Annotated in this window: 25 protein-coding genes, 1 tRNA gene and 1 riboswitch; of the genes, 18 read left to right on the plus strand and 8 right to left on the minus strand. The window is 64.1% G+C overall.

The window, feature by feature from the left end:
* The 6 genes from BGI01S_RS22750 to glyA form a co-directional block, all read right to left on the minus strand.
* Positions 1 to 444: a pilus assembly PilX family protein gene (locus tag BGI01S_RS22750; RefSeq protein WP_042328482.1), complete on the minus strand. Its 444-nt coding sequence runs from the start codon at positions 442 to 444 to the stop codon at positions 1 to 3.
* 179 nt (positions 445 to 623) lie between these two features.
* Positions 624 to 1,433, minus strand: a complete 810-nt coding sequence (locus BGI01S_RS22755) for a PilW family protein (protein ID WP_042328337.1) — start codon at positions 1,431 to 1,433, stop codon at positions 624 to 626.
* Positions 1,430 to 1,876, minus strand: coding sequence for a type IV pilus modification PilV family protein (locus tag BGI01S_RS22760; protein ID WP_042328339.1), 447 nt, complete (start codon positions 1,874 to 1,876; stop codon positions 1,430 to 1,432). The genes BGI01S_RS22755 and BGI01S_RS22760 overlap by 4 nt, the downstream gene beginning before the upstream one ends.
* Complete coding sequence (locus tag BGI01S_RS22765) at positions 1,873 to 2,439, minus strand: GspH/FimT family pseudopilin (RefSeq protein WP_042328340.1); 567 nt, start codon at positions 2,437 to 2,439, stop codon at positions 1,873 to 1,875. The genes BGI01S_RS22760 and BGI01S_RS22765 overlap by 4 nt, the downstream gene beginning before the upstream one ends.
* Positions 2,440 to 2,635: 196 nt before the next feature.
* Positions 2,636 to 3,118 carry a transcriptional regulator NrdR gene (gene nrdR / locus BGI01S_RS22770; RefSeq protein WP_042328342.1) on the minus strand — a complete coding sequence of 161 codons (483 nt, stop codon included), beginning with the start codon at positions 3,116 to 3,118 and terminating at the stop codon, positions 2,636 to 2,638.
* Positions 3,119 to 3,124: 6 nt separating this feature from the next.
* Complete coding sequence (gene glyA, locus BGI01S_RS22775) at positions 3,125 to 4,372, minus strand: serine hydroxymethyltransferase (protein ID WP_042328343.1); 1,248 nt, start codon at positions 4,370 to 4,372, stop codon at positions 3,125 to 3,127.
* Between the two features lie 166 nt (positions 4,373 to 4,538).
* Positions 4,539 to 4,647: riboswitch (ZMP/ZTP riboswitch) on the minus strand.
* A gap of 238 nt (positions 4,648 to 4,885) precedes the next feature.
* Between glyA and ydfG the strand changes: the two genes are divergently transcribed.
* The 12 genes from ydfG to BGI01S_RS22835 all read left to right on the plus strand — a co-directional run bounded on the left by ydfG (position 4,886) and on the right by BGI01S_RS22835 (position 14,128).
* On the plus strand, positions 4,886 to 5,632 hold the full coding sequence (gene ydfG, locus BGI01S_RS22780) for a bifunctional NADP-dependent 3-hydroxy acid dehydrogenase/3-hydroxypropionate dehydrogenase YdfG (RefSeq protein ID WP_042328345.1): 747 nt from the start codon (positions 4,886 to 4,888) through the stop codon (positions 5,630 to 5,632).
* Between the two features lie 58 nt (positions 5,633 to 5,690).
* Positions 5,691 to 6,170 carry a tol-pal system-associated acyl-CoA thioesterase gene (gene ybgC, locus BGI01S_RS22785; protein ID WP_042328346.1) on the plus strand — a complete coding sequence of 160 codons (480 nt, stop codon included), beginning with the start codon at positions 5,691 to 5,693 and terminating at the stop codon, positions 6,168 to 6,170.
* 155 nt (positions 6,171 to 6,325) lie between these two features.
* Positions 6,326 to 7,003 carry a protein TolQ gene (gene tolQ / locus BGI01S_RS22790; protein WP_007179119.1) on the plus strand — a complete coding sequence of 226 codons (678 nt, stop codon included), beginning with the start codon at positions 6,326 to 6,328 and terminating at the stop codon, positions 7,001 to 7,003.
* Between the two features lie 10 nt (positions 7,004 to 7,013).
* Positions 7,014 to 7,460, plus strand: a complete 447-nt coding sequence (tolR, locus tag BGI01S_RS22795) for a protein TolR (RefSeq protein ID WP_042328348.1) — start codon at positions 7,014 to 7,016, stop codon at positions 7,458 to 7,460.
* On the plus strand, positions 7,457 to 8,470 hold the full coding sequence (tolA, locus tag BGI01S_RS22800; RefSeq protein WP_042328349.1) for a cell envelope integrity protein TolA: 1,014 nt from the start codon (positions 7,457 to 7,459) through the stop codon (positions 8,468 to 8,470). Before tolR ends, tolA begins: the two co-directional genes overlap by 4 nt.
* A gap of 142 nt (positions 8,471 to 8,612) precedes the next feature.
* Entirely contained in the window at positions 8,613 to 9,905 is a 1,293-nt protein-coding gene (tolB, locus tag BGI01S_RS22805; protein WP_042328350.1) for a Tol-Pal system beta propeller repeat protein TolB, read from the plus strand.
* A 33-nt stretch (positions 9,906 to 9,938) separates the two neighbouring features.
* The gene (pal, locus tag BGI01S_RS22810; protein ID WP_042328351.1) at positions 9,939 to 10,448 is read left to right on the plus strand and encodes a peptidoglycan-associated lipoprotein Pal; all 510 of its coding nucleotides are present in this window, start codon (positions 9,939 to 9,941) and stop codon (positions 10,446 to 10,448) included.
* A gap of 20 nt (positions 10,449 to 10,468) precedes the next feature.
* The gene (gene ybgF, locus BGI01S_RS22815) at positions 10,469 to 11,218 is read left to right on the plus strand and encodes a tol-pal system protein YbgF (protein ID WP_042328352.1); all 750 of its coding nucleotides are present in this window, start codon (positions 10,469 to 10,471) and stop codon (positions 11,216 to 11,218) included.
* Positions 11,219 to 11,400: 182 nt separating this feature from the next.
* A tRNA-Lys gene (locus BGI01S_RS22820) sits at positions 11,401 to 11,476 on the plus strand.
* 225 nt (positions 11,477 to 11,701) lie between these two features.
* Positions 11,702 to 12,361, plus strand: a complete 660-nt coding sequence (locus BGI01S_RS22825; protein ID WP_042328353.1) for a hypothetical protein — start codon at positions 11,702 to 11,704, stop codon at positions 12,359 to 12,361.
* 235 nt (positions 12,362 to 12,596) lie between these two features.
* The gene (locus tag BGI01S_RS22830; protein WP_042328354.1) at positions 12,597 to 12,971 is read left to right on the plus strand and encodes a hypothetical protein; all 375 of its coding nucleotides are present in this window, start codon (positions 12,597 to 12,599) and stop codon (positions 12,969 to 12,971) included.
* Positions 12,972 to 13,288: 317 nt separating this feature from the next.
* Complete coding sequence (locus BGI01S_RS22835) at positions 13,289 to 14,128, plus strand: mechanosensitive ion channel family protein (protein WP_042328355.1); 840 nt, start codon at positions 13,289 to 13,291, stop codon at positions 14,126 to 14,128.
* 131 nt (positions 14,129 to 14,259) lie between these two features.
* Here BGI01S_RS22835 and BGI01S_RS22840 read toward each other — a convergent pair whose 3' ends face one another.
* Entirely contained in the window at positions 14,260 to 14,931 is a 672-nt protein-coding gene (locus BGI01S_RS22840; protein ID WP_042328356.1) for a VTT domain-containing protein, read from the minus strand.
* A 200-nt stretch (positions 14,932 to 15,131) separates the two neighbouring features.
* On the opposite strand from BGI01S_RS22840, the gene mutL reads away from it, so the two are divergent.
* The gene (mutL, locus tag BGI01S_RS22845) at positions 15,132 to 17,207 is read left to right on the plus strand and encodes a DNA mismatch repair endonuclease MutL (protein ID WP_042328357.1); all 2,076 of its coding nucleotides are present in this window, start codon (positions 15,132 to 15,134) and stop codon (positions 17,205 to 17,207) included.
* Between the two features lie 43 nt (positions 17,208 to 17,250).
* Positions 17,251 to 18,207 carry a tRNA (adenosine(37)-N6)-dimethylallyltransferase MiaA gene (miaA, locus tag BGI01S_RS22850; RefSeq protein WP_042328358.1) on the plus strand — a complete coding sequence of 319 codons (957 nt, stop codon included), beginning with the start codon at positions 17,251 to 17,253 and terminating at the stop codon, positions 18,205 to 18,207.
* A gap of 110 nt (positions 18,208 to 18,317) precedes the next feature.
* Here the strand turns inward: miaA and purM are convergent, their stop codons facing one another.
* Positions 18,318 to 19,385 carry a phosphoribosylformylglycinamidine cyclo-ligase gene (gene purM, locus BGI01S_RS22855; RefSeq protein ID WP_042328359.1) on the minus strand — a complete coding sequence of 356 codons (1,068 nt, stop codon included), beginning with the start codon at positions 19,383 to 19,385 and terminating at the stop codon, positions 18,318 to 18,320.
* Between the two features lie 99 nt (positions 19,386 to 19,484).
* Here purM and BGI01S_RS22860 point away from each other — a divergent pair, with 99 nt between their 5' ends.
* From BGI01S_RS22860 to pcnB, 4 genes are all read left to right on the plus strand, one after another.
* Positions 19,485 to 20,561 (plus strand): AI-2E family transporter, encoded by a 1,077-nt coding sequence (locus BGI01S_RS22860; RefSeq protein WP_042328360.1) that lies wholly within the window; start codon positions 19,485 to 19,487, stop codon positions 20,559 to 20,561.
* 68 nt (positions 20,562 to 20,629) lie between these two features.
* Entirely contained in the window at positions 20,630 to 21,421 is a 792-nt protein-coding gene (gene hda / locus BGI01S_RS22865; RefSeq protein WP_042328361.1) for a DnaA regulatory inactivator Hda, read from the plus strand.
* Positions 21,414 to 22,100, plus strand: a complete 687-nt coding sequence (locus tag BGI01S_RS22870; RefSeq protein ID WP_042328362.1) for a histidinol-phosphatase — start codon at positions 21,414 to 21,416, stop codon at positions 22,098 to 22,100. The genes hda and BGI01S_RS22870 overlap by 8 nt, the downstream gene beginning before the upstream one ends.
* On the plus strand, positions 22,097 to 23,698 hold the full coding sequence (gene pcnB, locus BGI01S_RS22875) for a polynucleotide adenylyltransferase PcnB (RefSeq protein ID WP_042328363.1): 1,602 nt from the start codon (positions 22,097 to 22,099) through the stop codon (positions 23,696 to 23,698). Before BGI01S_RS22870 ends, pcnB begins: the two co-directional genes overlap by 4 nt.
* Positions 23,699 to 23,734 lie beyond the last annotated feature (36 nt).

Consider the following 23,734-nt stretch of genomic DNA (forward strand, 5'->3'; position numbering starts at 1 on the left):
TCAAAATGGCCGGGCGGCGACGCGTCGCCAATGACGCTCGATCGTTTCGCCGTCGATCACCAGTTCCATCTGCAGCCAGACCTGCGACTCGCTCGTGCGGCCGAAGCCGCGCGACGTCAGCAAATACGCCTGGGCGTTGGCGCGGGTGGCGAGACGCCACGGCTCGATCAGACACTGCGGCGCGTGCAGCGAGCCGGGCCATTGCGCGACGGGTGTGATGGCGCCGGCCTCGAACGCGCTTTCGAGTTTCCATTGGGCCGGTTCGCCGGATGCGATCTGCGGCGCTCCCGGCGCATCCTCACCCGCTGCGACGACGCTGCGAGCGCACAGGTTCAGCGCTGAATCGGCGGCATGGAAAGCCTGTAAATAGTCGCGCACATTGGACGCCGCGCGGGCAGCCGCGATCGACGTTTCGAACCAGATCGCCGAAGTCGCCAGCATCATCGCTGAGATCAGCAATACGATCGGCAGAACGACGCCGCTTTGCCGGCCCAGCGAAGCATGATGGCTGCGACAGCCATTGCGCTTGCGACTGAGGCCACCTGAGCGCTGCGCCTCCTTGCTACGCCAGCAGTGCTGCCCACGCATGCGCAGGCGTTCTGCCGTTGCTCGCCTCATAAGCATCACAGCGAAGCCTCCGCGTGATTGCGTAACGCCACGCGCCGCGAAAACGCCTGCCGCGGCCGCAAGTCGGCGCCGAGCGTGCTCACGCCGTCGCAATCGACATAACGCGAACGCTGACCTTGCGGCGCACCACGTACCAGTACGCAGAGATCGACCGCAACGATCTGCGGCCATTGATCGGCCAACACCGCCGACGCATCTGTCGCATCAAGAGCGCCGGCCAGCCAGTATTTGATCCGCACGCGTTCGACGCCTTCGACCAGCGGCTGCGCAGACGCCCCGTTGCCGTTGCCTTCGCAGTAAAGCTCCGGCTCGCCGCTCGACGTGCTGACGCTCGCGAAATAGCGGTTGACCACCAGCGCCCCCTGGTCGGCCAGTGCCGCTGTGTCGGCGGTTACCGCTTGCCCAAGGCAGTCGGTCACCTGCCCGCCCGTCGACGGCCATGTGGACACGCTGTCGCCCACGTAGCGGAGCGCGACGCCATCGGAGCCACTCGACAGCTTCGTGCACGCGAGGCTGTCGTCCGCCCCCGTCGGACGGCCGCCGGAACATCCAAAGAGCGCGGGCGGCCCGTCGTAACGCGCAAGGTCGGCGGGCGCGAAGCCGGCCATTTGCATCTGTTGGCCAATCAGCGTCAGCGCGGTCAAACCCGCATCGCGGATTCGCATCGCATTGCTCGCGTACTCGAACGCACGTCGTTGCGCGGTATAAAGCGACACGGCGCCCGCCGTCACCACGAGCCCCAGCGCCATGGCGATTACGAACTCGAGCAGCGTGTGACCGCAGAGGGGATGCCAGCGCCGCGTCATTGCGCGAACGCCAACGCGACACACGACGAGCCGGCAGGAACATCCGCGCCGCCGCAAGACTCCGGCTTGTCGATCACTTCATCGGCATGCGGCATGTCGTGCAGGGACGACCACGTTACGAGAGCCGCGGAGAGTCCTCCGCTCGCGCCCACCGACGCCGCACCTTGCGGCAGAAGCACGTTGGCCCGAGCGCTCCATTGCCGGGTCGCGGTATCGCTCGTCGCCGGCGCGCACATCGCTTCAGCGACCGAATCGGCAATCCACGACGCGTGTTCACGCAGCGCCATCGCCCGGCCTTCGCGAGCAGTCCACAATTGGCCAGCGATCAGGCCGAGCGCGGTGACCGCCATCAACGCGACGGCCAGCATGACTTCGATCAGCGAGCTGCCGCAGCACTTCACTACGCAACGGCGCGAACCTGCCTTCGGTGAAGCGCCCATCATGACGCCGCTCCGCACCCGCCCTCGGCGATCCGCGCGCGCCCTCCCGCCGCGATCCGGATACAGCGCCGCCACTTGTCCCCTTGCGTCGCTTTGCCCGGCGTTCGCGGGGCGACCTCAAAGCTGCGGAACGTGCCGATCAATTGGCCCGCCGGCGGCGTGAACGTGAGATTGGTCTGCACACCGGTGATGCTTACGGCGGCAAGCAGCGGTTGCGCGCGCAGCAGCGAGAGCGTGCCGCCGCGCTCCGCCAGCACGGCCCAGCCGCAGGACCAATCGGTGATGCCGTCGCCACATGGCTGTCCGGCGGCGAGGCAGGTCCGCGCCGCATCGATCCGGCACACGGTGACGCGCGCGCCGCGCCGCAGCGCTTCGCTGCGCGCATAGGCGAGCGTCGACGCAAGCGCTTTCGCACGTGCGTCGACCTGATCGCGCACGTGCCAGGCCACGAACGACGGCGTCGCCAGCACCGCGATCACCGCGAGCAGCGCGACCACGGCCAACGTTTCGATCAGCGTGAAGCCGCCGTGAGACGGCCAGCAAAGCGCATCGCATTTCATCTGCATTCCTGACGGTTACGAAGAATGCAGCCAATCTAGCGATTCGCGGATGGCTCGACAATCGGCCGGATGGCCAGGTGGCACTCAGACGCCATCCCGCGCAAAAATGCACGCGACGACCATCATCGAGCGGGAGAGACTGATGCGCGAATTAACGCGTGGGACCACGGCTACGCAAAGACAACGCGCAGCGCGATTGCACTCAGCGCTTGCGCGCGGGCTTGGGAGGAGAAGAGGCGCGGCGGAATTCTTCGATCACGTCTTCGAATTCGGAGACGTCTTCGAAGCGCCGGTAGACGGACGCGAAACGAACGTAGGCAATCGTGTCGAGCGCGCGCAATTCGTTCATCACGAGTTCACCGAGGCGCTCGCTGCGCACCTCGCGCTCGCCGCTGCCGAGCAACTGATACTCGATGCGGGCGACGGCCGCGTCGATCGCATCCGCTGCAACCGGACGCTTGCGCAGCGCCAGTTGCATGCTCGCGACGATCTTGCGGCGATCGAATTCAGTGCGGCTGCCATCCTTCTTGACGACCGACGGCAACGCCAGCTCGACCCGCTCATACGTCGTGAAACGTTTGTCGCAGGCCGGGCAGCGGCGGCGCCGGCGAATCGTCGCGCCGTCTTCGGATACGCGCGAGTCGACGACCTGCGTATCGGCGTGGCGGCAGAAGGGACAATGCATGACGGCTTACTTGTAGACCGGGAAACGTTGGGTCAGCTCGGCGACCTGGCCACGCACACGGTCGATCGTGGCGGCATCTTCCGGGTTGTCCAGCACGTCGGCAATCAGGTTGCCCACCAACTCGGCTTCCTTGACGCCGAAGCCGCGCGTGGTCATGGCCGGCGAGCCGAGACGCACGCCGCTCGTCACGAACGGCTTTTCCGGATCGTTCGGAATCGCGTTCTTGTTGACGGTGATGTGCGCCGCGCCGAGGGCTGCTTCCGCTGCCTTGCCGGTGATCTTCTTCGCGCGCAGGTCGACCAGCATCACATGGCTTTCGGTGCGGCCCGACACGATCCGCAGACCGCGCTTGACCAGCGTTTCCGCCAGCACGCGCGCGTTTTCGACCACCTGCTGCTGGTACACCTTGAATTCCGGCGACAGCGCTTCCTTGAACGCGACTGCCTTGCCGGCGATCACATGCATCAGCGGACCACCCTGGATGCCCGGGAAGATGGCCGAGTTGATCTGCTTTTCGAACTCGGCCTTCATCAGGATCACGCCACCGCGCGGGCCGCGCAGGCTCTTGTGCGTGGTCGTGGTGACGAAGTCCGCATGCGGCACCGGGTTCGGGTAGACGCCTGCGGCGATCAGACCGGCGTAGTGCGCCATGTCGACCATGAAGTACGCGCCGACCGACTTGGCGATCTTCGACAGACGTTCGAAATCGATACGCAGCGCGAAGGCGGACGCGCCCGCGACGATCAGCTTCGGCTTGTGTTCCTGCGCCAGCTTTTCGGCGGCATCGTAGTCGATGTCTTCGGCTTCGTTCAGGCCGTAGCTCACCACGTTGAACCATTTGCCCGACATGTTGACGGGCGAACCGTGGGTCAGGTGGCCGCCGTGCGCGAGGCTCATGCCCATGATCGTGTCGCCCGGCTTGAGCATCGCGAAGAACACGCCTTGGTTCGCCTGCGAACCGGAATTCGGCTGCACGTTGGCGGCTTCGGCGCCGAACAGTTGCTTCACGCGGTCAATCGCCAGTTGCTCGGCGATGTCGACGTATTCGCAGCCGCCGTAGTAGCGCTTGCCCGGATACCCTTCGGCGTATTTGTTGGTGAGTTGCGAGCCTTGCGCAGCCATGACAGCCGGGCTCGTGTAGTTTTCCGACGCGATCAGTTCGATGTGCTCTTCCTGACGGCGGTTTTCCTGCTCGATGACCTTCCAGAGTTCAGGATCGACGTTGGCGATGGTGCTTTGGGCTCTATCAAACATACGGATTCCGTTGAGTGTGTTCAGGTTGACCGGATCATGCGCCGAATCTTGCGTAGAGGGTACGCAGCGCTGCTGGCGGCTGGGCCAGCCCTGACGTGGCGAACGGAGAGTCGCCGCACACGCGAGGCAGGGCAGCCACCGTCAGCGCAGATTAATGCGCGCGGATCACGGCTGCCCAGGCGAACGGCAAAACGGCACCCTGCGCTTCACGGTGGGTTGTTCCACCTTGAACCCGATTGGTTGAATCGGTTCTATCGCCAGTCACGCAGGGTCGAGCGCGTTAGTTTATTGGAAGAGGATCGAATAGGCAACCGGCTCGCCGACACGGCGGCGCAGGCCGGCGGGACGGGCCGCCACGGCGTCTCGTGCAGTGCGCAACCGGCTCGGGCGAGCGAGCCGGGAACCCGCTTTGCGCCCCTGCCACAGCCGCTCATCCGGCTGGTTCATCCTTGCCGCAGCGCCGCATTGGAAGTAGGCTTGGGGCCTTTCTCTCTTACCGACCAGGGAACTGCAATGATCGTGTTCGTCACCGGAGCGTCCGCGGGATTCGGCGCCGCCATCGCTCGCGCCTTCGTAAAAGGCGGCCATCGCGTCGTCGCCACCGCGCGCCGCAAAGACCGCCTGCAAGCGCTCGCCGACGAGCTCGGCGACGCGCTGCTGCCGTACGAGCTCGACGTGCGCGACCGCGCCGCCGTCGAAGCGGCGCCGGCCGCGCTGCCGGCCGAGTTCGCCGCCATCGACGTGCTGGTCAACAACGCCGGCCTCGCGCTCGGCGTCGAGCCGGCCCAAAAGGCCAGCCTCGATGAATGGAACACCATGATCGAGACCAACTGCACGGGCCTCGTGCAGGTCACGCATGCGCTGCTGCCCGGCATGATCGAGCGTAATCGCGGACATATTTTCAACCTGGGCTCGGTGGCCGGCCGCTGGCCGTACCCAGGCGGAAACGTGTACGGCGCGACCAAGGCGTTCGTGCGCCAGTTCAGCCTGAACCTGCGCGCCGATCTGGCCGGCACCGCGCTGCGCGTCACTGACATCGAGCCGGGCCTGTGCGGCGGCACGGAGTTCTCGAACGTGCGCTTTCGCGGCGATGACGAAAAAGCCGGCAAGGTGTACGAAAACGTCCAGCCGCTGACGGCCGAAGACATCGCGGATTCGATCTACTGGATCGCCACCCGCCCGGCTCACGTCAACATCAACACGATCGAGCTGATGCCGGTGGCACAATCGTTCGCCGGTTTGTCGATTCATCGCGGCTGAAGCCCGCCAGACGGGGCGCACACTTTGAAACAGACCGTGGAGTGTGCGTTCCGGTAAAATGCGCCGCATGAATATGTCGACCAGCCAGCCTGGCGCGGAAATCGGCTACACGTGGCCGATCCGCGTGTACTACGAAGATACCGATGCCGGCGGCATCGTGTTTTACGCCAACTACCTGAAATTTTTCGAACGGGCGCGCACCGAATGGCTGCGCGCGTGCGGCGTCGACCAGAGCCGGCTCGCGGAAGAAACGGGCGCAATTTTTATCGTGCGCAGTACCGCACTGGACTATCGGGCGCCAGCCAGACTTGACGACGTCATCAAGATCGTCAGCCGGATCGAGCGTCTGGGCCGGGCTTCGGTAGACTTCGCGCAGGAAGCGTGGCGCGAAGGCACGCTGCTTGCTACCGGTTCGATCCGGGTCGGCTGCGTCGACCGCATTGCGCTGCGACCGGCCGCGATTCCTCCTCCGGTTCTGGCCGCTTTGCGGCGCGGGCCGGGTCAGGACGACGACGGTCTGTCAACGAACAATGTCTGAACCCCGTTGTTTCGGGGCCAGTGAATTCATACCGATCAAGCAACACAAGCACGGTTCGGCTTGCGATATCGCCGAAGCCTCCGTTTTGCCCACGGTAAGCTTCGAGCGGCCTTGCAGCCGGACGCCCCCTTCCCGGGACGTTAAAACGAACCTTTATGAACACTACACAAGATCTGTCGATCGTTTCCCTAGTACTCAATGCGAGCTTGCTGGCTCAGGCCGTGATGGCCCTGCTGCTGTTGCTGTCGCTGCTGTCGTGGACTTTCATCTTCCGCAAGTGGTTTGCGATCCGCCGGGCGCGCGCGCAAACTGAACGCTTCGAACGCGATTTCTGGTCGGGCGGCGACCTGCAGGCGCTCTACCAGAGCGCCGCGAATAACCGTCACACCATCGGCGCGCTGGAACGGATTTTCGAGTCCGGCATGCGCGAATTCCTGAAGGGCAAGGAGAAACGCCTGAACGATCCGGGCGCGATTCTCGACGGCGCACGGCGCGCAATGCGGGCCGCCTTCCAGCGTGAAATGGACGTGCTCGAAGCCAATCTCGCGTTTCTTGCGTCGGTCGGCTCGGTCAGCCCGTACATCGGTCTGTTCGGCACGGTGTGGGGGATCATGAACGCGTTCCGCGGCCTCGCCAACGTGCAGCAGGCCACGCTGGCGAACGTCGCGCCGGGTATCGCCGAAGCGCTGACCGCCACCGCGATTGGCCTGTTCGCCGCGATTCCGGCCGTAGTCGCCTACAACCGCTACGCGCACGACATCGACCGCCTGGCGATCCGCTTCGAGACCTTCATCGAAGAGTTCTCGAACATCCTGCAGCGCCAGGCTCAGTAAGGAGGCCACGATGGCAGGCTCCCGCTCCTCCAGCATGCGCGGCTCGCGCTCACGCCGCGCGATGGCCGACATCAACGTCGTGCCGTACATCGACGTGATGCTCGTGCTGCTCGTCATCTTCATGGTGACCGCGCCGCTCGTCGCTCCGTCGATCGTCAATCTGCCGACCGTCGGCGGCGCCGCGCCGCAGCAGCAAACGCCGCCCGTGATCGTGAACATTCGCGCGGACGGCAACATGAGCGTCAAGTACAAGGACGATTCCGGCGCGCAGCAGCAGGAAAACATGTCGAAGGCCGACCTGAACGGCTTCATCGCCGACCGGGCGGAGTCGCATCCTGACCAGCCCGTCGTCATCGCCGCCGACAAGACCGTGAAGTACGAAGTCGTGATGAACGTGATGTCCGAGCTGAAAGCCCGGGGCGTCAAGCGCGTTGGATTGCTCGTCAAATCGCAATGATCCGCAAGAACTCCGAATACCCGCTCCAGCCACCGCGTGAACGCGGCACCGGGCGAGCCTTTGCGTTCGCGCTGGTGATGCACGCGCTGCTCGGGTTCTTCCTGTATCACGGCATCCAGTGGCAAAACAGTACGCCCGAAGGCGCGGAAGCCGAGTTGTGGACCGAGGTGCCAGACACGGCGATCCCGCGTCCCGTTCCGCCGCCGCCCGTGCCGGTCGCCCCTGCCCCGCCCGTGCGGGACGAGCAGGCCGATATCGCGCTGCAGGAAAAGAAGCGCCAGCAACAGCAAGCGGCCCGCGAAGCGCAACTGGCTGAACAGCAGCGTCAGCAGAAACTGCAGGCGCAGCAGGAAGCCGAGGCGAAACGCCAGCAGCAACTGGCCGCCGACCAGGCCGCGCAGAAAGCCGCAACAGTCAAACTGAAGCAGCAGCAATTGCAGCAGCAACAGCAGGCCGACAAGCTGAAGCAACAGCAACTGGCCGAACAGCAGAAGCAGCAGCAACTGAAAGAACAGCAGCAGGAACAGCAACAGAAGCAGGCCGAAGCTGAAGCGCAGAAGAAGGCCGACGCGCAGAAAGCGGCGAAGGCCAAGGCGCAGGCCGATACAGCGGCGCAGGCGAAGAAGCTCGATGCAGAACGGCGCGCACGTCTTGCGCAGATGCAGGGCGCGGTCGGTGGCACGGGTTCGTCGAGCAACGGGCTGGGCAAGAGCGGCACGGGCAGCGGCTCCGGTGGCACGGCGGCATCGCCGGGTTATGCGGACAAGGTGCGCCGCGCGGTGCTCCCGAACGTCTCGTGGGGCGGAGAAACAGAAGGTTTGGAAACCGTGATCTCGGTGCGTTGTTCGCCGACCGGTACTTTGCTGAGCGCAACGGTCTCGCGTAGCAGCGGCAACGCCGCGTGGGACGCCGCCGCACTGCGGGCGGTCCATCGCACCGATCCGATGCCGCTGGATACCAACGGCAAGACGCCCGAGAGTTTCCTGATTACGCTGCGCCCGGCAAGTTGATTGCAGCACCAGGACAGACAGTCAGTTGATAGCAGACGCGACACCCCGCCCGGCGGGGCGCGCTCGGGAACGAATTAGTCTTTTTCCGGTCTGTCTGCTGTCGTGAAGTGTAGTAAAACCGTTTTTGGGGAATCCATACAGCATGAGTTTGATGACCAAGCTAGGCCTGCGGACACTCGTAGCATCGTGCCTGATCGCCGTTGGCGGCGCCGCCAATGCGCAACTCAACGTCCTCGTGACGGGCGTCGGGTCCACCCAGTTTCCAATCGCCACGGCGAACTTCGCCAATGAGGCGAACTCGCCGCAGCAGGTCAGCACGATCGTGCGTCAGGATCTGCAACGCAGCGGCAAATTCACGAACATCGATGCGGGCTCCACGCCTGTGTCGGAGACGGATTCCGTCGACCTCGGCGCGTGGAAGGCCAAGGGCGCCAACGCGTTCGTCTCGGGCAGCGTGAACCGCCTGCCGAACGGCCAGTACGAAGTGCGCTTCAAGCTGTACGACACGGTCAAGGGCGAAAGCCTCGGCGGCCTCGTCCTGGTGAGCCCCGAAAGCGGCTTGCGCATGAGCGCGCACAAGGTCGCGGACTACATCTACGCGAAGCTGATGGGTGGTCGCGGCGTGTTCGCCACGCGCCTGTCGTACGTCATCAAGACGGGCGGCCGCTACCAGTTGCAGATCTCCGATTCGGACGGCCAGGACGCGCGCATCGCGCTGTCGAGCCCCGAGCCGATCATCTCGCCGGCGTGGTCGCCTGACGGCACCAAGGTCGCTTACGTCTCGTTCGAAAAGAAGAAGCCGATCGTCTACATCCACGACCTGCCCACGGGCCGTCGCGTGGTCGTGTCGGATCAGAAGGGCAACAACAGTGCGCCGGCGTGGTCGCCGGATGGACGCACGCTCGCCGTGGCGCTCTCGCGCACCGGCAACACGCAGATTTTCGCCGTCAACGCGGACGGCAGCGGCCTGCGTCGTCTCACGCAAGGCAGCTCGATCGACACCGAGCCGACCTTCTCTCCTGACGGCCAGTCGATCTATTTCACCAGCGACCGTGGCGGCGCACCGCAGATCTACAAGATGCCGGTCCAGGGCGAAAGCTCCGGCTCGGCGCAGCGCGTCACGTTCACGGGCAGCTACAACACCAGCCCGCGCGTGAGCCCGGACGGCAAGCAGCTCGCGTATATCTCGCGCGTCGGCGGCGGGTTCAAGCTCTACATCCAGGACCTGCAAGGCGGATCCGCTACGGGCCTGACGGACACGACACATGACGAATCGCCGAGCTTCGCGGCGAACGGTCAGTACATTCTTTACGCCACACAGGTGAACGGCCGTGGCGTGTTGGCCGCAGTATCGACCGACGGTCGCACTCGGCAGGTCCTGTCCGTTCAGGGGGGCAGCGTACGCGAGCCGTCCTGGGGCCCGTTTATGCAATAACGTTGATGCAATAACACAAGGAGAGTAACCAAAATGATGTCCAAACTTCGCTATGTATTTGCTGTACTGATGGTCGGCGCGCTGGCCGCATGTCACTCGGGCGTCAAGCTCGACGAGAACGCCGGCAAGGGCGGTGCAGTGTCGACCCAGCCGAACCCCAACGACGTCGCACAGGTCAACGTCGACCCGCTGAACGATCCGAACAGCCCGCTCGCCAAGCGCAGCATCTACTTCGACTTCGACAGCTATTCGGTGAAGGACGACTACCAGTCGCTGCTGCAACAACACGCGCAATACCTGAAGAGCCATCCGCAACGTCACGTCCTGATCCAGGGTAACACCGACGAACGCGGCACCAGCGAATACAACCTGGCACTCGGCCAGAAGCGTGCTGAAGCCGTGCGCCGTTCGCTGTCGCTGATGGGCGTGACGGACTCGCAAATGGAAGCCGTGAGCCTCGGCAAGGAAAAGCCGGTCGCTACGGGTCATGACGAAGCGTCGTGGGCACAGAACCGCCGCGCCGACCTCGTGTATCAACAGTAAGTCAACGGGTGATGAGCCGAATGACGCAACGTTTCTCCTGGCTGCGGTTCGCCGCAGCGGCCTGCATCGCGGGCACGGCCTTCGCGGCCGTGCCCGCGCATGCGGGCATCTTCGACGACGATCAGGCCCGCCAGGCCATTCTCGATCTGCGCTCGAAGACCGATAGCTTGTCGAGCCAGCTGTCGGCCGCACAACGCACGATCCTCGATCAGTCCAACCGTCTCGACCAGTTGAACCAGCAGGTCGCGACACTGCGCGGGCAGAACGAGGACATGGCGAATCAGCTGTCCACGCTGCAAAAGCAGCAGAAGGACTACTACACCGATCTGGACACGCGCCTGAAGAAATTCGAGCCGCAGCAACAGACGGTGGACGGCGTTCAGGGCGAGGTGCAGCCGGGCGAAACCGAGTCGTTCAATGCGGCTTCACAGCAGTTCCGCAGCGGCGATTTCAAGAATGCGGCGGCGTCGTTCCGCAGCTTCATCTCCAAGTATCCGAACAGCCCTTATCAGCCGACCGCGCAGTACTGGCTCGGCAACGCGTTGTATGCACTGCGCGACTACAAGGGTTCGACGGCGACCTGGCAAGGTGTGGTGGCCAAGTACCCGCAACATCCGCGTGCGCCGGAAGCATTGCTGGCCATTGCGAACAATCAGCTCGAGCAAGGTCAGAAGGCTGCGGCCAAGAAGACACTCGAGCAGATCGTCGCGCAATACGCCGGCTCGGACGTCGCGCAGTCGGCTCAGAGCAAGCTGTCGCAGATCAAGTAGTCGCAATCAGTTGAGTTGTTGGCAGTAACGCGCAGTGTCCGAAGCTATAGTCACGCGCGCCTCTCGCTGGAAAGCCCGGGTAGCGATGCCCGGGTTTTCCACAAACTGAAGTGTCGATAGTTCGAGTGGTCACAACGGGTTGACGCCTGCTGAGGCTATCGATATAATCTCGCTTCTCTTTTGGGTCGTTAGCTCAGCTGGTAGAGCAGCGGACTTTTAATCCGTTGGTCACAGGTTCGAATCCCGTACGGCCTACCAAAAGATTCGAGGGCCTACATGCAAACGCATGTAGGCCCTTTTCTTTTGCTTCGCGTTTTAAGCGCTCCTCGTTCATTCCCCAAAATAGTTCGACACCCCACAGACCGCTTACGGCCTGCCCACGCATGATCGCTTCACGGCGCCTTGGAGCGCTCTGGAAAAGACCATAAGACAGGGCCCGCCGAGGCAATGACCGCGCGCCGCCCTATCGCTTAGGGGGCACCCGTGAAAACGATAAAAGTAATCTGGGTAGTCGGTTTGGCCTGCTCGATCGAAACAGCACACGCTCAGGAAATATTCGTACAGGGCGGCACGCTTGGCGTGGGAGTCGGCGCGGCACTGAGCGTCACGTCGTGGTTCGGCGTGCATGCGGACTTCAATGCGATCAAGTTCTCGCACGACTTCACCGTGGGAGGCAATCGCTACAAGGACGATGTGCGTCTGCGCCAGGGCGGTCTCTACGGCGATTTTTTCCCGTGGTCGAACAGCGGCTTTCGCATCACGGCCGGCGTGCGTTTTACCGACAACGAAGTCAGCGGTGATTCCGTTCCCACCAACGGCACCTACCAGTTTCAAGGTCAAACCTTGCCGGCCTTCCCGGGCGAATATGCGACGGCAACAGCCAAGCATCCGCCCGTGATGCCGTACCTGGGTATCGGCTACGGTCTGCAGCCCTCGAGAAAAGGCTTCGGCCTCGTGTTCGACCTGGGCGTCGCTTACGGCATCCCCCGCTCTTCGTACACGCTATCGCCCGCGCTTGCTCAGGCCGCCGGTCCCGCGTTGAGTCAGCAGATCATTGCGACCGGGCTGCAGCAACTGAGCGAGAAGGCGTCTCGCTACCGCTGGTATCCCACGGTGCAAATCGGCGTGTCGTATCGTTTCTGATCATTCAGTTCTACTGCATTCCTCCCACAACGCAACCGGCCATTACGCCAAGAAAAATAAGGCTTTTCCGATACTTTCTCGCCCCGCACGCACAACATCAACTGAGTCCAACCCCGTCATTTATCGAGATGGAAAGTTATGCAATGATCGCGGCCGTTCCGGCGTAACCCGCTGAAACCTTGCGTCGACAGACGCTTCGGCAACGCCACAACGCCCCGCGCTTCATTGAATCGATATGGCCAATTTTATGTTCGACCTCGTGTCGAACCTCGCTTTACTTGCGATCGTCGTGATCGCATGCCGTCTTTACAACCGGTTCACGCCGGGCCCGGCAATCAATGGCGCGCATGTGTTCGCCGCACTGATACTGGTGGCGTTGCTGCTCGATGCGGCACTTACCTTTCTCGTGTTCGCCGACGCGCAAAACCGCTACGGCAAGTTCAGCACACCGTCTGCGTTTTGCACGCGTGCCGCCGCTTACGTGCTTGCCCTCGTCGCCGCTTTCGCGTGGCATCACGTAGCACGCCGCAAGCGTGCCGCGAAAAACAGAGCCGACGCAACGCTCGTCGTTCACACCTCTCCGTATTCGGAATCGCATCTCCACATGTAGGCCGGCTCGCATCGACACGGCTCGTTAGCGAGGCACCGGGTCGCGACACGAACTGACATCACACGCCTCGCCGACAGCGCTGCGCAAGCTCGCGCCCGGCCAGCCGTCATCTCTTAAATCGCAGCCACCTCGCCGCCCGCTCTTTCCCGCCAAGCCGCTCGCTCGGCCAACGGGAACGGTCCTTGCGTATGCGAGCGCCGTCGCCTATAACTCCCGAAGACCGGGTGTTACCGTTTGCGCCGTCGCCGGGGATTTGCCGCTGTATTGCGCCACCGTCGTTCAATCAGTCGAAGGCAACTTATCCAACGAGGGACATCTTGGATCTCGATACCGTACGCGTGTTCATCATGACCCGGGGCATCGACCTCGGCACCAAGGTTCTCGGCGCGATCGTTCTGTGGATCGTCGGCCGCTGGGTCATCGGCCTGATCACCGGCTTGCTGCGCAAAGTGCTTGGCCGCAATGGCCGGGTCGACCCCACCCTCGCTCACTATCTCGGCTCGATTCTCGGCGCGTTGCTGAACCTGCTGCTGATCCTCGCGATCCTGCAGGTGTTCGGTGTCCAGACGACTTCGTTCGCCGCGTTGCTCGCCGGTCTCGGCCTCGCGATCGGCACAGCCTGGGGCGGCCTGCTCGCGCACTTCGCGGCCGGCATCTTCATGCAGGTGCTGCGGCCGTTCAAGGTCGGCGACTTCGTCACCGCAGGAGGCGTCACCGGCACGGTCTCGGAGCTGGGTCTATTCGGCACAACTATCGTGACGCCGGACAACGTGACCACCATCGTCGGCAACAACAAGATCTTCTCCGACACGATCTCGAACTTCAGCGTGTTGCCGGTGCGCCGCGTCGAGTTGACCGCGAAGATTGCCAACGGCGTCGATCCGACCGACGCGATGAACCGCTTGCGGGCGGCCATCGTGCAGATTCCGAATGTCTCCGAGAGCCCCGCACCCGACATCGAAGTGTTGAGCTTCACGCCGGAAGGACCGTTACTCTGCGTGCGTCCCTACACCGGCAACGATCATTATTGGCAGGTCTATTTCGACACGAATCGCGCGATCGTCCAGACCTTCAAGGAGGCGGGCTATCCGACGCCGGAAACTCCGCTTGCGCCGCGCGTGATCGGCCCAGGTGCAACGGGCGCTGCTGCCGGTTGAAGCGAAGGTTGCGCTGCGTCGTGAACGGCACAACGCATCGGCACCGCACCTTCGGCACCGCACAAAGAAAAAGGCGTCGCGAAGTTCGCGACGCCTTTTGTCCATAGGCGACCTACGTTTGCAATGACACGTCAGCGGGTAGGCGCCTTGGCGGCATCCTTGCGCAGCATCTTCCACAACGCGCCGAGCAGCACCGGCACGATAGCCGCGCCGATACCCACCAGCACGATCACATTCAGATACTGACGGATGAACGGAATGTTGCCGAAGAAATAACCGAGCAGCACGAGCAGCAACACCCACAGCAGCGCGCCGAGCACGTTGAACAACTGGAAGCGGCTCACCGTCATCGACGAAGCACCGGCCACGAAAGGCGCGAAGGTCCGCACCACCGGAATGAAACGCGCGAGCACAATGGTCTTGCCGCCGTGCTTTTCATAGAAGTTGTGCGTCTTTTGCAGCGCGCTGCGATCGAGGAAGCGTTCGAGAAAAGGAATGTGCGAATCGAACACGCGTGGCCCGATGGCCCGACCGATCATGTAGTTGACGGTATTGCCGGCGACCGCCGCAACCAGCAGCAGCACGATCAGCAGTCCGAGGTTCATCTGGCCGGTCGCACAGAACGCGCCGCCGATGAACAGCAACGAATCGCCCGGCAGAAACGGCAGAATCACGAGGCCGGTTTCGGCGAACACGATCAGGAACAGCACCGCGTAGACCCAGGCGCCGTACACATGAATGAAGTCTCCGAGGAACTTGTCGATGTGCAGGACGAGGTTGACGAAATGTAGCAGCGTGTCCAAGGAGCGTCCTCTGTCTGTTAAACGAATATGAAGGTGGTGAAAAGAGCCTTGCCGGCAGGCCTGCGAACGAAAGTGGCAAGCGCATGCTCACCGCCCGAAATTGACCGCGTCATGATACAGAAAGTGCCCGGCGCCGAATAAAAATCCGTCGCCCTTTGCAGTGCCAGCGGGCTCGCTTGCCGAATCGCTATAATTTCGCCATGTCAGAATTCTCCGAAACGCCTGCCGACTCCGCGGCGGCCGCAGTGTCCGCCACCGCCGCGCCCGCACTGCGCCCGTTGCGCGCGATCCAGCCCCTTCCCGATCAGCTGATCAGCCAGATCGCCGCCGGTGAAGTGGTGGAGCGGCCGGCGTCAGTGGTCAAGGAGTTGCTGGAAAATGCGCTCGACGCCGGCGCGCAAACGCTGCGCATCCTGCTCGACGAAGGCGGCGTCAAACGCATCTCGATCACCGACGACGGCTGCGGCATCCCCGAAGGCGAACTGGCCCTCGCGTTGATGCGTCACGCGACCAGCAAGATCCGCTCGCTCGCCGAACTGGAAGCGGTCGCCACGCTCGGTTTTCGCGGCGAGGCGCTGGCGTCGATCGCGTCGGTCGCGCAGATGACCATCACGAGCCGCACGGCCGAGGCGCCCCATGCCGTGCGCGTCGACGCGCAAACCGGCGTGCTGAGCCCCGCGGCCGGTACCCAAGGTACGACGATCGAAGTGCGCGATCTGTACTACAACACACCCGCGCGTCGCAAATTCCTGAAAAGCGAACAGACCGAACTCGGCCATTGCCTCGAACAGATTCGTCGCGCGGCGCTGGCACGGCCGGACGTCGCGATTTCGGTGCTACATAACGGCAAGGCGGTCGAACACTGGAACGCGAGCGAGCCGCCCGTGCGGGTCGCGAAGATTCTCGGCGAGACGTTCGCGACGGCGCATCTGCCGCTCGACGAATCCGCCGGGCCGCTGGCCGTCTACGGTTGCGCCGGTCTGCCGACCGCAAGCCGCGGGCGCGCCGATCAGCAGTACTTCTTCGTCAACGGCCGTTTCGTGCGCGACAAGCTGCTCACGCACGCGGTGCGCGCCGCGTATGAAGACGTGCTGCATGGCGACCGCTATCCGTCCTATGTGCTGTTCCTCGATCTGCCGCCTGAAGGCGTCGATGTGAATGTGCATCCATCGAAGATCGAAGTGCGGTTCCGCGACTCGCGCTCGATCCACCAGTTCGTGTTCCACGCGGTGCAACGCGCGCTGGCACGACATGCGGGCGCGTCGCCGGAAACGACTGCGGGCGGACACGCCGCGCATCTGGAGCCTGCGGCGGGCGGCCCGGCTTCGTTCGGCGCGACACCGTTGGGTGGCGCGGCGGGCATGGGCGGTGGCATCGGTGGCGGCAATTTCGGCTCCGCTGCGGGTATCGGAGGCGCTTCGAGCGGGTTCGGTGCTGGCCGGCCCGGCGGCGGCTTCGGTTCGTCGCCGCCACCCGGCAACACGTGGATGCGCCAGGCGCGTATGACGCAGGGGACGTTGCCGGTCGCGCAACCGCTGGCGTTCTACGACGCGCTGTTTGGCCGCAAAGACAACAATGTCGGCACGGCGGAGGGCGCGACGCTGCTGGAAGCGCGCGACTCAGCCGCCGAAACGCCGTCGCCGTATAACGCGTCAGCGCCCTACGCATCGCCCGGGTTCAACGCCGCCGACGAGCAACCGCTCGGCTTCGCACTCGGTCAGATTCACGGCATCTACGTGCTTGCGCAGAACGCACACGGCCTCGTGATCGTCGACATGCACGCTGCGCACGAACGCATCCTGTACGAGCAGTTCAAGAACGCGTTGGCCGATCGCGCGATCGCCGTGCAACCGCTGCTGATCCCGCAGACGATGCAGGCCGATCCGATCGAAATCGGCACGGTGGAAGAAGAGCGCGACACGCTCGACGCGCTCGGCTTCGACCTCGCCGTGCTGTCGCCGACCACGCTGGCGATCCGCGCGGTGCCCGCGCTGCTCAAGGACGCCGATCTGCAGGCGCTGGCGCGCGCGGTGCTCGCCGATCTGCATGCGTTCGGCGGCTCGCGCGTGTTGACCGAGCGTCAGCACGAACTGCTCGGCACGCTCGCCTGCCATCACGCGGTGCGCGCGAACCGGCGTCTGACGCTCGACGAAATGAACGCGCTGCTGCGCCAGATGGAAGCGACCGAACGCGCCGATCAATGCAACCACGGACGTCCGACGTGGTATCAACTGACGCTGTCCGACCTCGATCGGCTGTTCATGCGCGGGCAGTGACGGTGCGCTCGCTGATTTTGTCTGGACGCGTGCGGGTTCACTCATGACGTCACACGCATCGGGTTCTCCCACGCCGATTCCCTGCCTGCTCGGGCCCACCGCCTCCGGTAAAACCGCCGCGGCGCTGGCGCTCGCCGCGCGGCGGCCGGTGGAAATCATCAGCGTCGATTCGGCACTGGTGTATCGCGAGATGGATATCGGCACTGCGAAGCCAACCGCCGAAGAACGCGCGGTCGCACCGCATCATCTGATCGACATCGTCGATCCGACCGATGTCTATTCGGCCGCACAGTTTCGCGCCGACACGTTGCGGCTGACCGCCGACATCCATGCGCGCGGCCGGCTGCCGCTGCTGGTCGGAGGCACGACGCTGTACTACAAGGCGCTCACGCAGGGGCTCAACGATCTGCCCTCCGCCGACGCCGACGTGCGCGCCACGCTCGACGCCGACGCCGCGCGCGAAGGCTGGCCGGCGATGCACGCGCGGCTTGCGGCGGTGGACCCGGTGACGGCCGCGCGCCTCGCGCTGAACGATTCGCAGCGGATTCAGCGCGCGCTCGAAGTGTTCATGCTGTCGGGCCAGGCGATGTCGGCGTTACTGGCCGCACCCACGCGGCAGGATGAAGCCGCCGCTGCTTGGCGCTTCGTGCCGATCGCGCTGGAGCCGTCCGATCGCAGCATCTTGCACGCGCGCATCGAGCAGCGCTTCGACGCGATGCTGGCCGGCGGTTTCATCGATGAAGTGGTGAAGCTGCGCGAACGCGGCGATCTGCTGCCCGAGATGCCGTCGATGCGCTGCGTCGGCTATCGGCAGGTCTGGGAATATCTGGACGGCGCGGTCGATTATTCGACGATGCGCGACAAGGGAATCTTTGCGACCCGGCAGTTATGCAAGCGGCAGCTCACGTGGCTGCGGAGCATGACAGAACGGGTGGTGGTGGACTGCTGCGATCCGCACGCTACCGCGCGGGTGCTCGATGAGGTCGAGGCGCTAATTTGAAGCTTTGCTGCGGACGGGCTGATGCGTCCGGAAGCGGACGCGTTTTGAAATACTGAACCCGCGCGGCGTGTGCACGAACCGCGCACCCGCCGCGCGGGCAAGACTATCTCTTAGACGACGACGGTCTGTGCTTCGCCAGCCGCGCTTTCGCGAATCGTGCCGATCTTCCAGACCTGCTCGCCGGCTGCCGACAGCAAGCCGATCGCCGCCTCCGCATCCGCTGCGGAAACCACGACTGCCATACCAATGCCGCAGTTAAACACGCGGTGCATTTCCGCATCGGCGACGCCGCCGTGCTTTTGCAGCCACGAGAACAGCGGCGGCAGTGGCCACGCGCGATGATCCAGCTCAGCCGTCAGGCCTTCGCGCAGCACGCGCGGAATATTTTCGACCAGGCCGCCGCCGGTGATGTGCGCCATGCCCTTGACGGCGATCTGCTGCATCAGCGACAGCAACGGCTTCACGTAGATGTGCGTCGGCGCCATCAGCGCGTCGGCAAGCGAGCGGCCGTCGAAGTCCGCGTTCAGATCCGGCTGCGCGCGCTCGATAATCTTGCGCACCAGCGAAAAACCGTTCGAGTGAATGCCGCTCGATGCGAGGCCCAGCACCACGTCGCCCGGGGCGATCGTGCTGCCGTCGATGATCTTGCTCTTTTCCACCGCGCCGACCGCGAAACCGGCCAGGTCATACTCGCCGTCCGGATACATGCCCGGCATTTCCGCCGTTTCGCCACCGATCAGCGCGCAACCCGACAGTTCGCAACCGTGCGCGATGCCCTTCACGACGGTGGCCGCCGTGCCGACGTCCAGCTTGCCGCACGCGAAGTAGTCGAGGAAGAACAGCGGCTCGGCGCCTTGCACGAGAATGTCGTTCACGCTCATCGCGACCAGATCCTGGCCCACGGTGTCGTGCTTGTTCAGTTGGAACGCGAGGCGCAGCTTTGTGCCGACGCCGTCGGTGCCGGACACGAGCACCGGCTCCTTGTATTTCTTCGGCACTTCGAACAGCGCGCCGAATCCGCCGATGCCGCCCAGCACACCGTCGCGCATCGTCTTTTTGGCAAAGGGCTTGATCGCGTCGACAAGGGCGTCGCCCGCGTCGATGTCCACGCCGGCGTCGCGATACGACAAACCTTGGGCCGAATCAGTTGAAGGCTGGGCGGATTTCGGGTGATTCATGGGGAAGAGCTCGAAGGTCGGTAAAATGCGATTTTACCCGATGCTGGCCGACTGGCTGGAATTTGATCATCCGGTCCCGACAACACCTGGGAAACCACTTTGCAACAAAACTCCTCGATCCCGACTCCCGTTCAGCGCCGCGCCGTCATCTGGGTGGCCATCGCGCTGGGCGTCGGCATCCTGCTGTGGCTACTCAGTCCGGTCCTCACGCCGTTTCTGCTCGGCGCGATTCTCGCGTACATTCTGCAACCGGGCGTCGCGTGGATGGTGCGCCGGCGTGTGCCGCGCGGACTCGCCGCGTTGCTGATGATGCTGTTTTTCACGCTGCTGATGACCCTGCTCGTGCTGCTGGTGCTCGCGGTGGTTCAGAAGGAAGGCCCGCAATTGCGTCAGCAGGTGCCCTTGCTGTTCGCGCATGCGAGCGCGTGGCTGCAACCCAAGCTAGCGCTGCTCGGTCTCGCCGACTCGCTCGATTTCGCCAGCGTTCGCGACCTCGTGATGGGGCAACTGGAAGGCAGCGCGCAGACCGTCGCGCTGTACGCGTGGACCTCGATTCGCACCAGCGGCAACCTGATGATGGCTGTGATCGGCAACCTCGTGCTGGTGCCGCTCGTGCTGTTCTATCTGCTGTTCGACTGGAACCGCATGCTCGCGCGCGCGCAGATCGTGGTGCCGCGCCGCTGGCTCGACAAGACGCTGCAGCTTGCCCGCGACATGGACCAAATGCTGTCGCAATATCTGCGCGGCCAGTTGCTGGTGATGGCGGTGCTGGCCGCGTATTACTCGATCGCGCTGAGCCTCGCCGGTTTCGAGATCGCGTTGCCGGTCGGTATTTTTACGGGACTCGCGGTATTCATCCCGTACATCGGTTTTGCGACCGGTCTGGCGTTGGCGCTGCTGGCGGCGCTGCTACAGTTCGGCGACTGGTACGGCTTCGGCATGGTCGCGCTGATTTACGGCGTCGCGCAGATCGTCGAGAGTTTCTATCTCACGCCGCGTCTCGTCGGCGAACGGATCGGGCTGCATCCGCTCGCGGTGATCTTCGCGTTGCTGGCGTTCGGCCAACTGTTCGGCTTTTTCGGCGTGTTGCTCGCGTTGCCAGTCAGCGCGATCCTGTCGGTGGCGATCCGCGAGTTGCGACAAAGCTATCTGTCGAGCACCCTTTACAACAACTGACACTGACTGTTTTCGGCCCGATATCCGGGCCACTGCGGCCTTAGCCTCATTTTCGGCATTCACCTACTGTGCTTCGTCAACTGACGCTCGATCTCGGCACCCCGCCGCCATCGACATTCGACAATTTCTTCGCCGGCGCGAACGCGGAGCTGGTCACGCGGCTGCGTGAGCTCGACAACGCGCTCTCGGCCGGGCCGGTCGCCGATCGCACCTTCTACGTCTGGGGCGAATCCGGCAGCGGCCGCACGCATCTGTTGCAGGCGCTGGTGCACGAAGCGCCGCCGGGGCATGCGCGCTTCGCCGGGCCGCAGAGCAGCCTCGCCGCGTTCAGCTTCGATCCGCGCGTGGCGCTCTACGCGATCGACGACTGCGACGCGCTGTCGGCCGCGCAGCAGATCGCCGTGTTCAACCTGTTCAACGAAGTGCGCGCGCATCCCACCAGCGCGCTGGTCGCCGCGGGCAACGCGCCGCCGATCGGCATGACCGTGCGCGAGGATTTGCGCACCCGCCTCGGCTGGGGACTCGTGTTCCATCTCGCGCCGCTGCCCGACGAAGGCAAGGCGGCGGTGCTGAAAATGGCGGCGCGCGAGCGCGGCATCATGCTCGCCGACGACGTCCCCGCCTACCTGCTCACGCACTTTCGCCGCGACATGCCGAGCCTGATGGCGCTGCTCGACGCGCTCGACCGCTTCTCACTCGAACAGAAGCGCGCGGTCACGCTGCCACTGTTGCGCATCATGCTGGACGAACAGCGCGCCGCGCCCGGTTCGTCGGGCTCACCCGCCGGCTCGCAAACGGCCTCGCCCGCGGGTTCGCACGCCGCTTCATCCGCTTCAAGTAAAATAGGCCCCCATGGCTAACCTCGCACTCTTCGATCTCGACCACACGCTCATTCCCACCGACAGCGACCACGAATGGGGCCGCTTCATGGTGAAACAAGGCATGGTCGACGCCGAAAATTTCGCCCGTGAAAACGACCGCTTCTTCGCCGACTACAAGGCCGGCAAGCTCGACATTCACGCCTATCTGATCGCCATGCTCACGCCGCTCGCGAAGTACACGCGGGCCCAGCTGGCCGACATCCACGCGCAGTACATGCACGAAGTCATCACGCCGGCCATCTTTCCGGTCGCGCTGGACCTCGTGAAGCAGCACCGCGAAGCCGGCGACCTCTGCTGCGTGGTCACCGCCACCAACGAATTCATCACGCGCCCGATCGCGCAGGCCTTCGGCGTCGACACGCTGATCGCGTGCGAAGTGGAAACCGTCGACGGCGATCCGCACGGCGCCTACACCGGTCGCCCCACCGGCACGCCGAGCTACAAGGAAGGCAAGATCGTCCGCACCGAAGCGTGGCTCGCCTCGCTCGGCAAAACGTGGAGCGACTTCGAGCACAGCTATTTCTACAGCGATTCGCACAACGACATCCCGCTGCTCGAAAAAGTCACCGACCCCATCGCGACCAATCCGGACGACACATTGCGCGCCCATGCGCAAGCCAAAGGCTGGCGCATCCTCGAACTCTTTCAACCCTCGTGATCAAAAAACTTATCCGCAAGCTATTCGGCCAGGACGCGGCGCCCGCTGACGACACCCTGCCCGCCGAAGCCGAAGCAGACGCATCGGGCCGCGAATCCGCGCGCAAGACCTCCACTACCGAAGGCGCGGCCAAGCCGCGCCGCAAAACCATCCGCGCGCCTGGCGCCGCCGTCAAGGCCGTGCGCGACCCGGACGTGCCGGTCATCATTCCGCATGACGTGCACGGCATCGATCCCTCGCTGATCTCGCGGAACGCGATTCGCGTGACCGAGGGGCTGCAGCAGGCGGGCCACCGCGCGTTCATCGTCGGCGGAGCGGTGCGCGATCTGTTGCTCGGCATCAAGCCGAAAGACTTCGACGTCGCCACCGACGCCACGCCAGAACAGGTGCAGAAGCTGTTCCGCCGCGCGCGCATCATCGGCCGGCGGTTTCAGATCGTGCACGTGCAGTTCGGCCAGGAGATCATCGAGACGTCGACGTTCCGCGCGCTGGTCGATCCGCCCGCCGCGGACGCCGCGCCGCCGCGCCGTCTGAAGCGCGACGAGCTCGACCGCCGCACCCACGCGGTGGACGCGAGCGGCCGCGTGCTGCGCGACAATGTGTGGGGCGAGCAGCACGAAGACGCCACGCGCCGCGACTTCACGATCAACGCGATGTACTACGATCCGGCCACGCAAACCGTGCTGGACTATCACAACGGCATGGCCGACATGCGCGCGCGCCTGCTGCGCATGATCGGCGACCCGGCCACGCGCTATCGCGAAGACCCGGTCCGGATGCTGCGCGTGGTGCGTTTCGCCGCAAAGCTCGATTTCGAGATCGAAGACAGCACGCGCGAGCCGATCGCAAAGATGGCCGATCTGATCAACAACGTGCCCGCCGCGCGTCTGTTCGACGAGATGCTCAAGCTGATGCTGTCCGGTCACGCGCTCGCCTGCCTGAAGCGCCTGCGCCAGGAAGGTCTGCATCACGGTCTGCTGCCGCTGCTCGACGTGGTGCTCGAGCAGCCGATCGGCGAAAAATTCATCACGCTCGCGCTCTCCAACACCGATGCGCGCGTGCGTGCCGGCAAGCCGGTGTCGCCGGGCTTCCTGTTCGCCACGCTGCTGTGGCACGACGTGCAGCAACGCTGGCAGAAGTTCGAGGCGAACGGCGAGTATCCGGTGCCCGCGCTGCATCGCGCGATGGACGAAGTTCTCGACATGCAGACCGAGAAACTCGCGATCCACAAGCGCTTCTCGTCGGATATGCGCGAGATCTGGGGCCTGCAGTTGCGCCTCGAAAAACGTTCGGGAAGAAGCGCGCTGAAGCTGCTGGAACACCAAAGATTTAGAGCGGGGTATGATTTCCTCCTGTTGCGCTGCGAATCGGGCGAACTCGATGAGTCGGTCGGTGCGTGGTGGACGGAGTTCATCGAAGGAGACGTCGCCGCACGCGAGACGTTGCTCACGCAAGGCGGGAAGGACCGGAGTCCCAGAAAACGACGGCGGCGCAGCAGTGGCGCCAGAAGCCGCAAACCGGGCGACGGAATGGAGGGCGGCACGCCAGCCGAACGCACAGACAACGACGCGGGCCACGACGGCTCGCACGAAGACTGACGCGGCGTTCGCTGAAGCCGTCGAACGATAGTTGCA

It is taken from the genome of Paraburkholderia ginsengisoli NBRC 100965 (genome assembly GCF_000739735.1).
GTDB classification, from domain to species: Bacteria; Pseudomonadota; Gammaproteobacteria; order Burkholderiales; family Burkholderiaceae; genus Paraburkholderia; species Paraburkholderia ginsengisoli.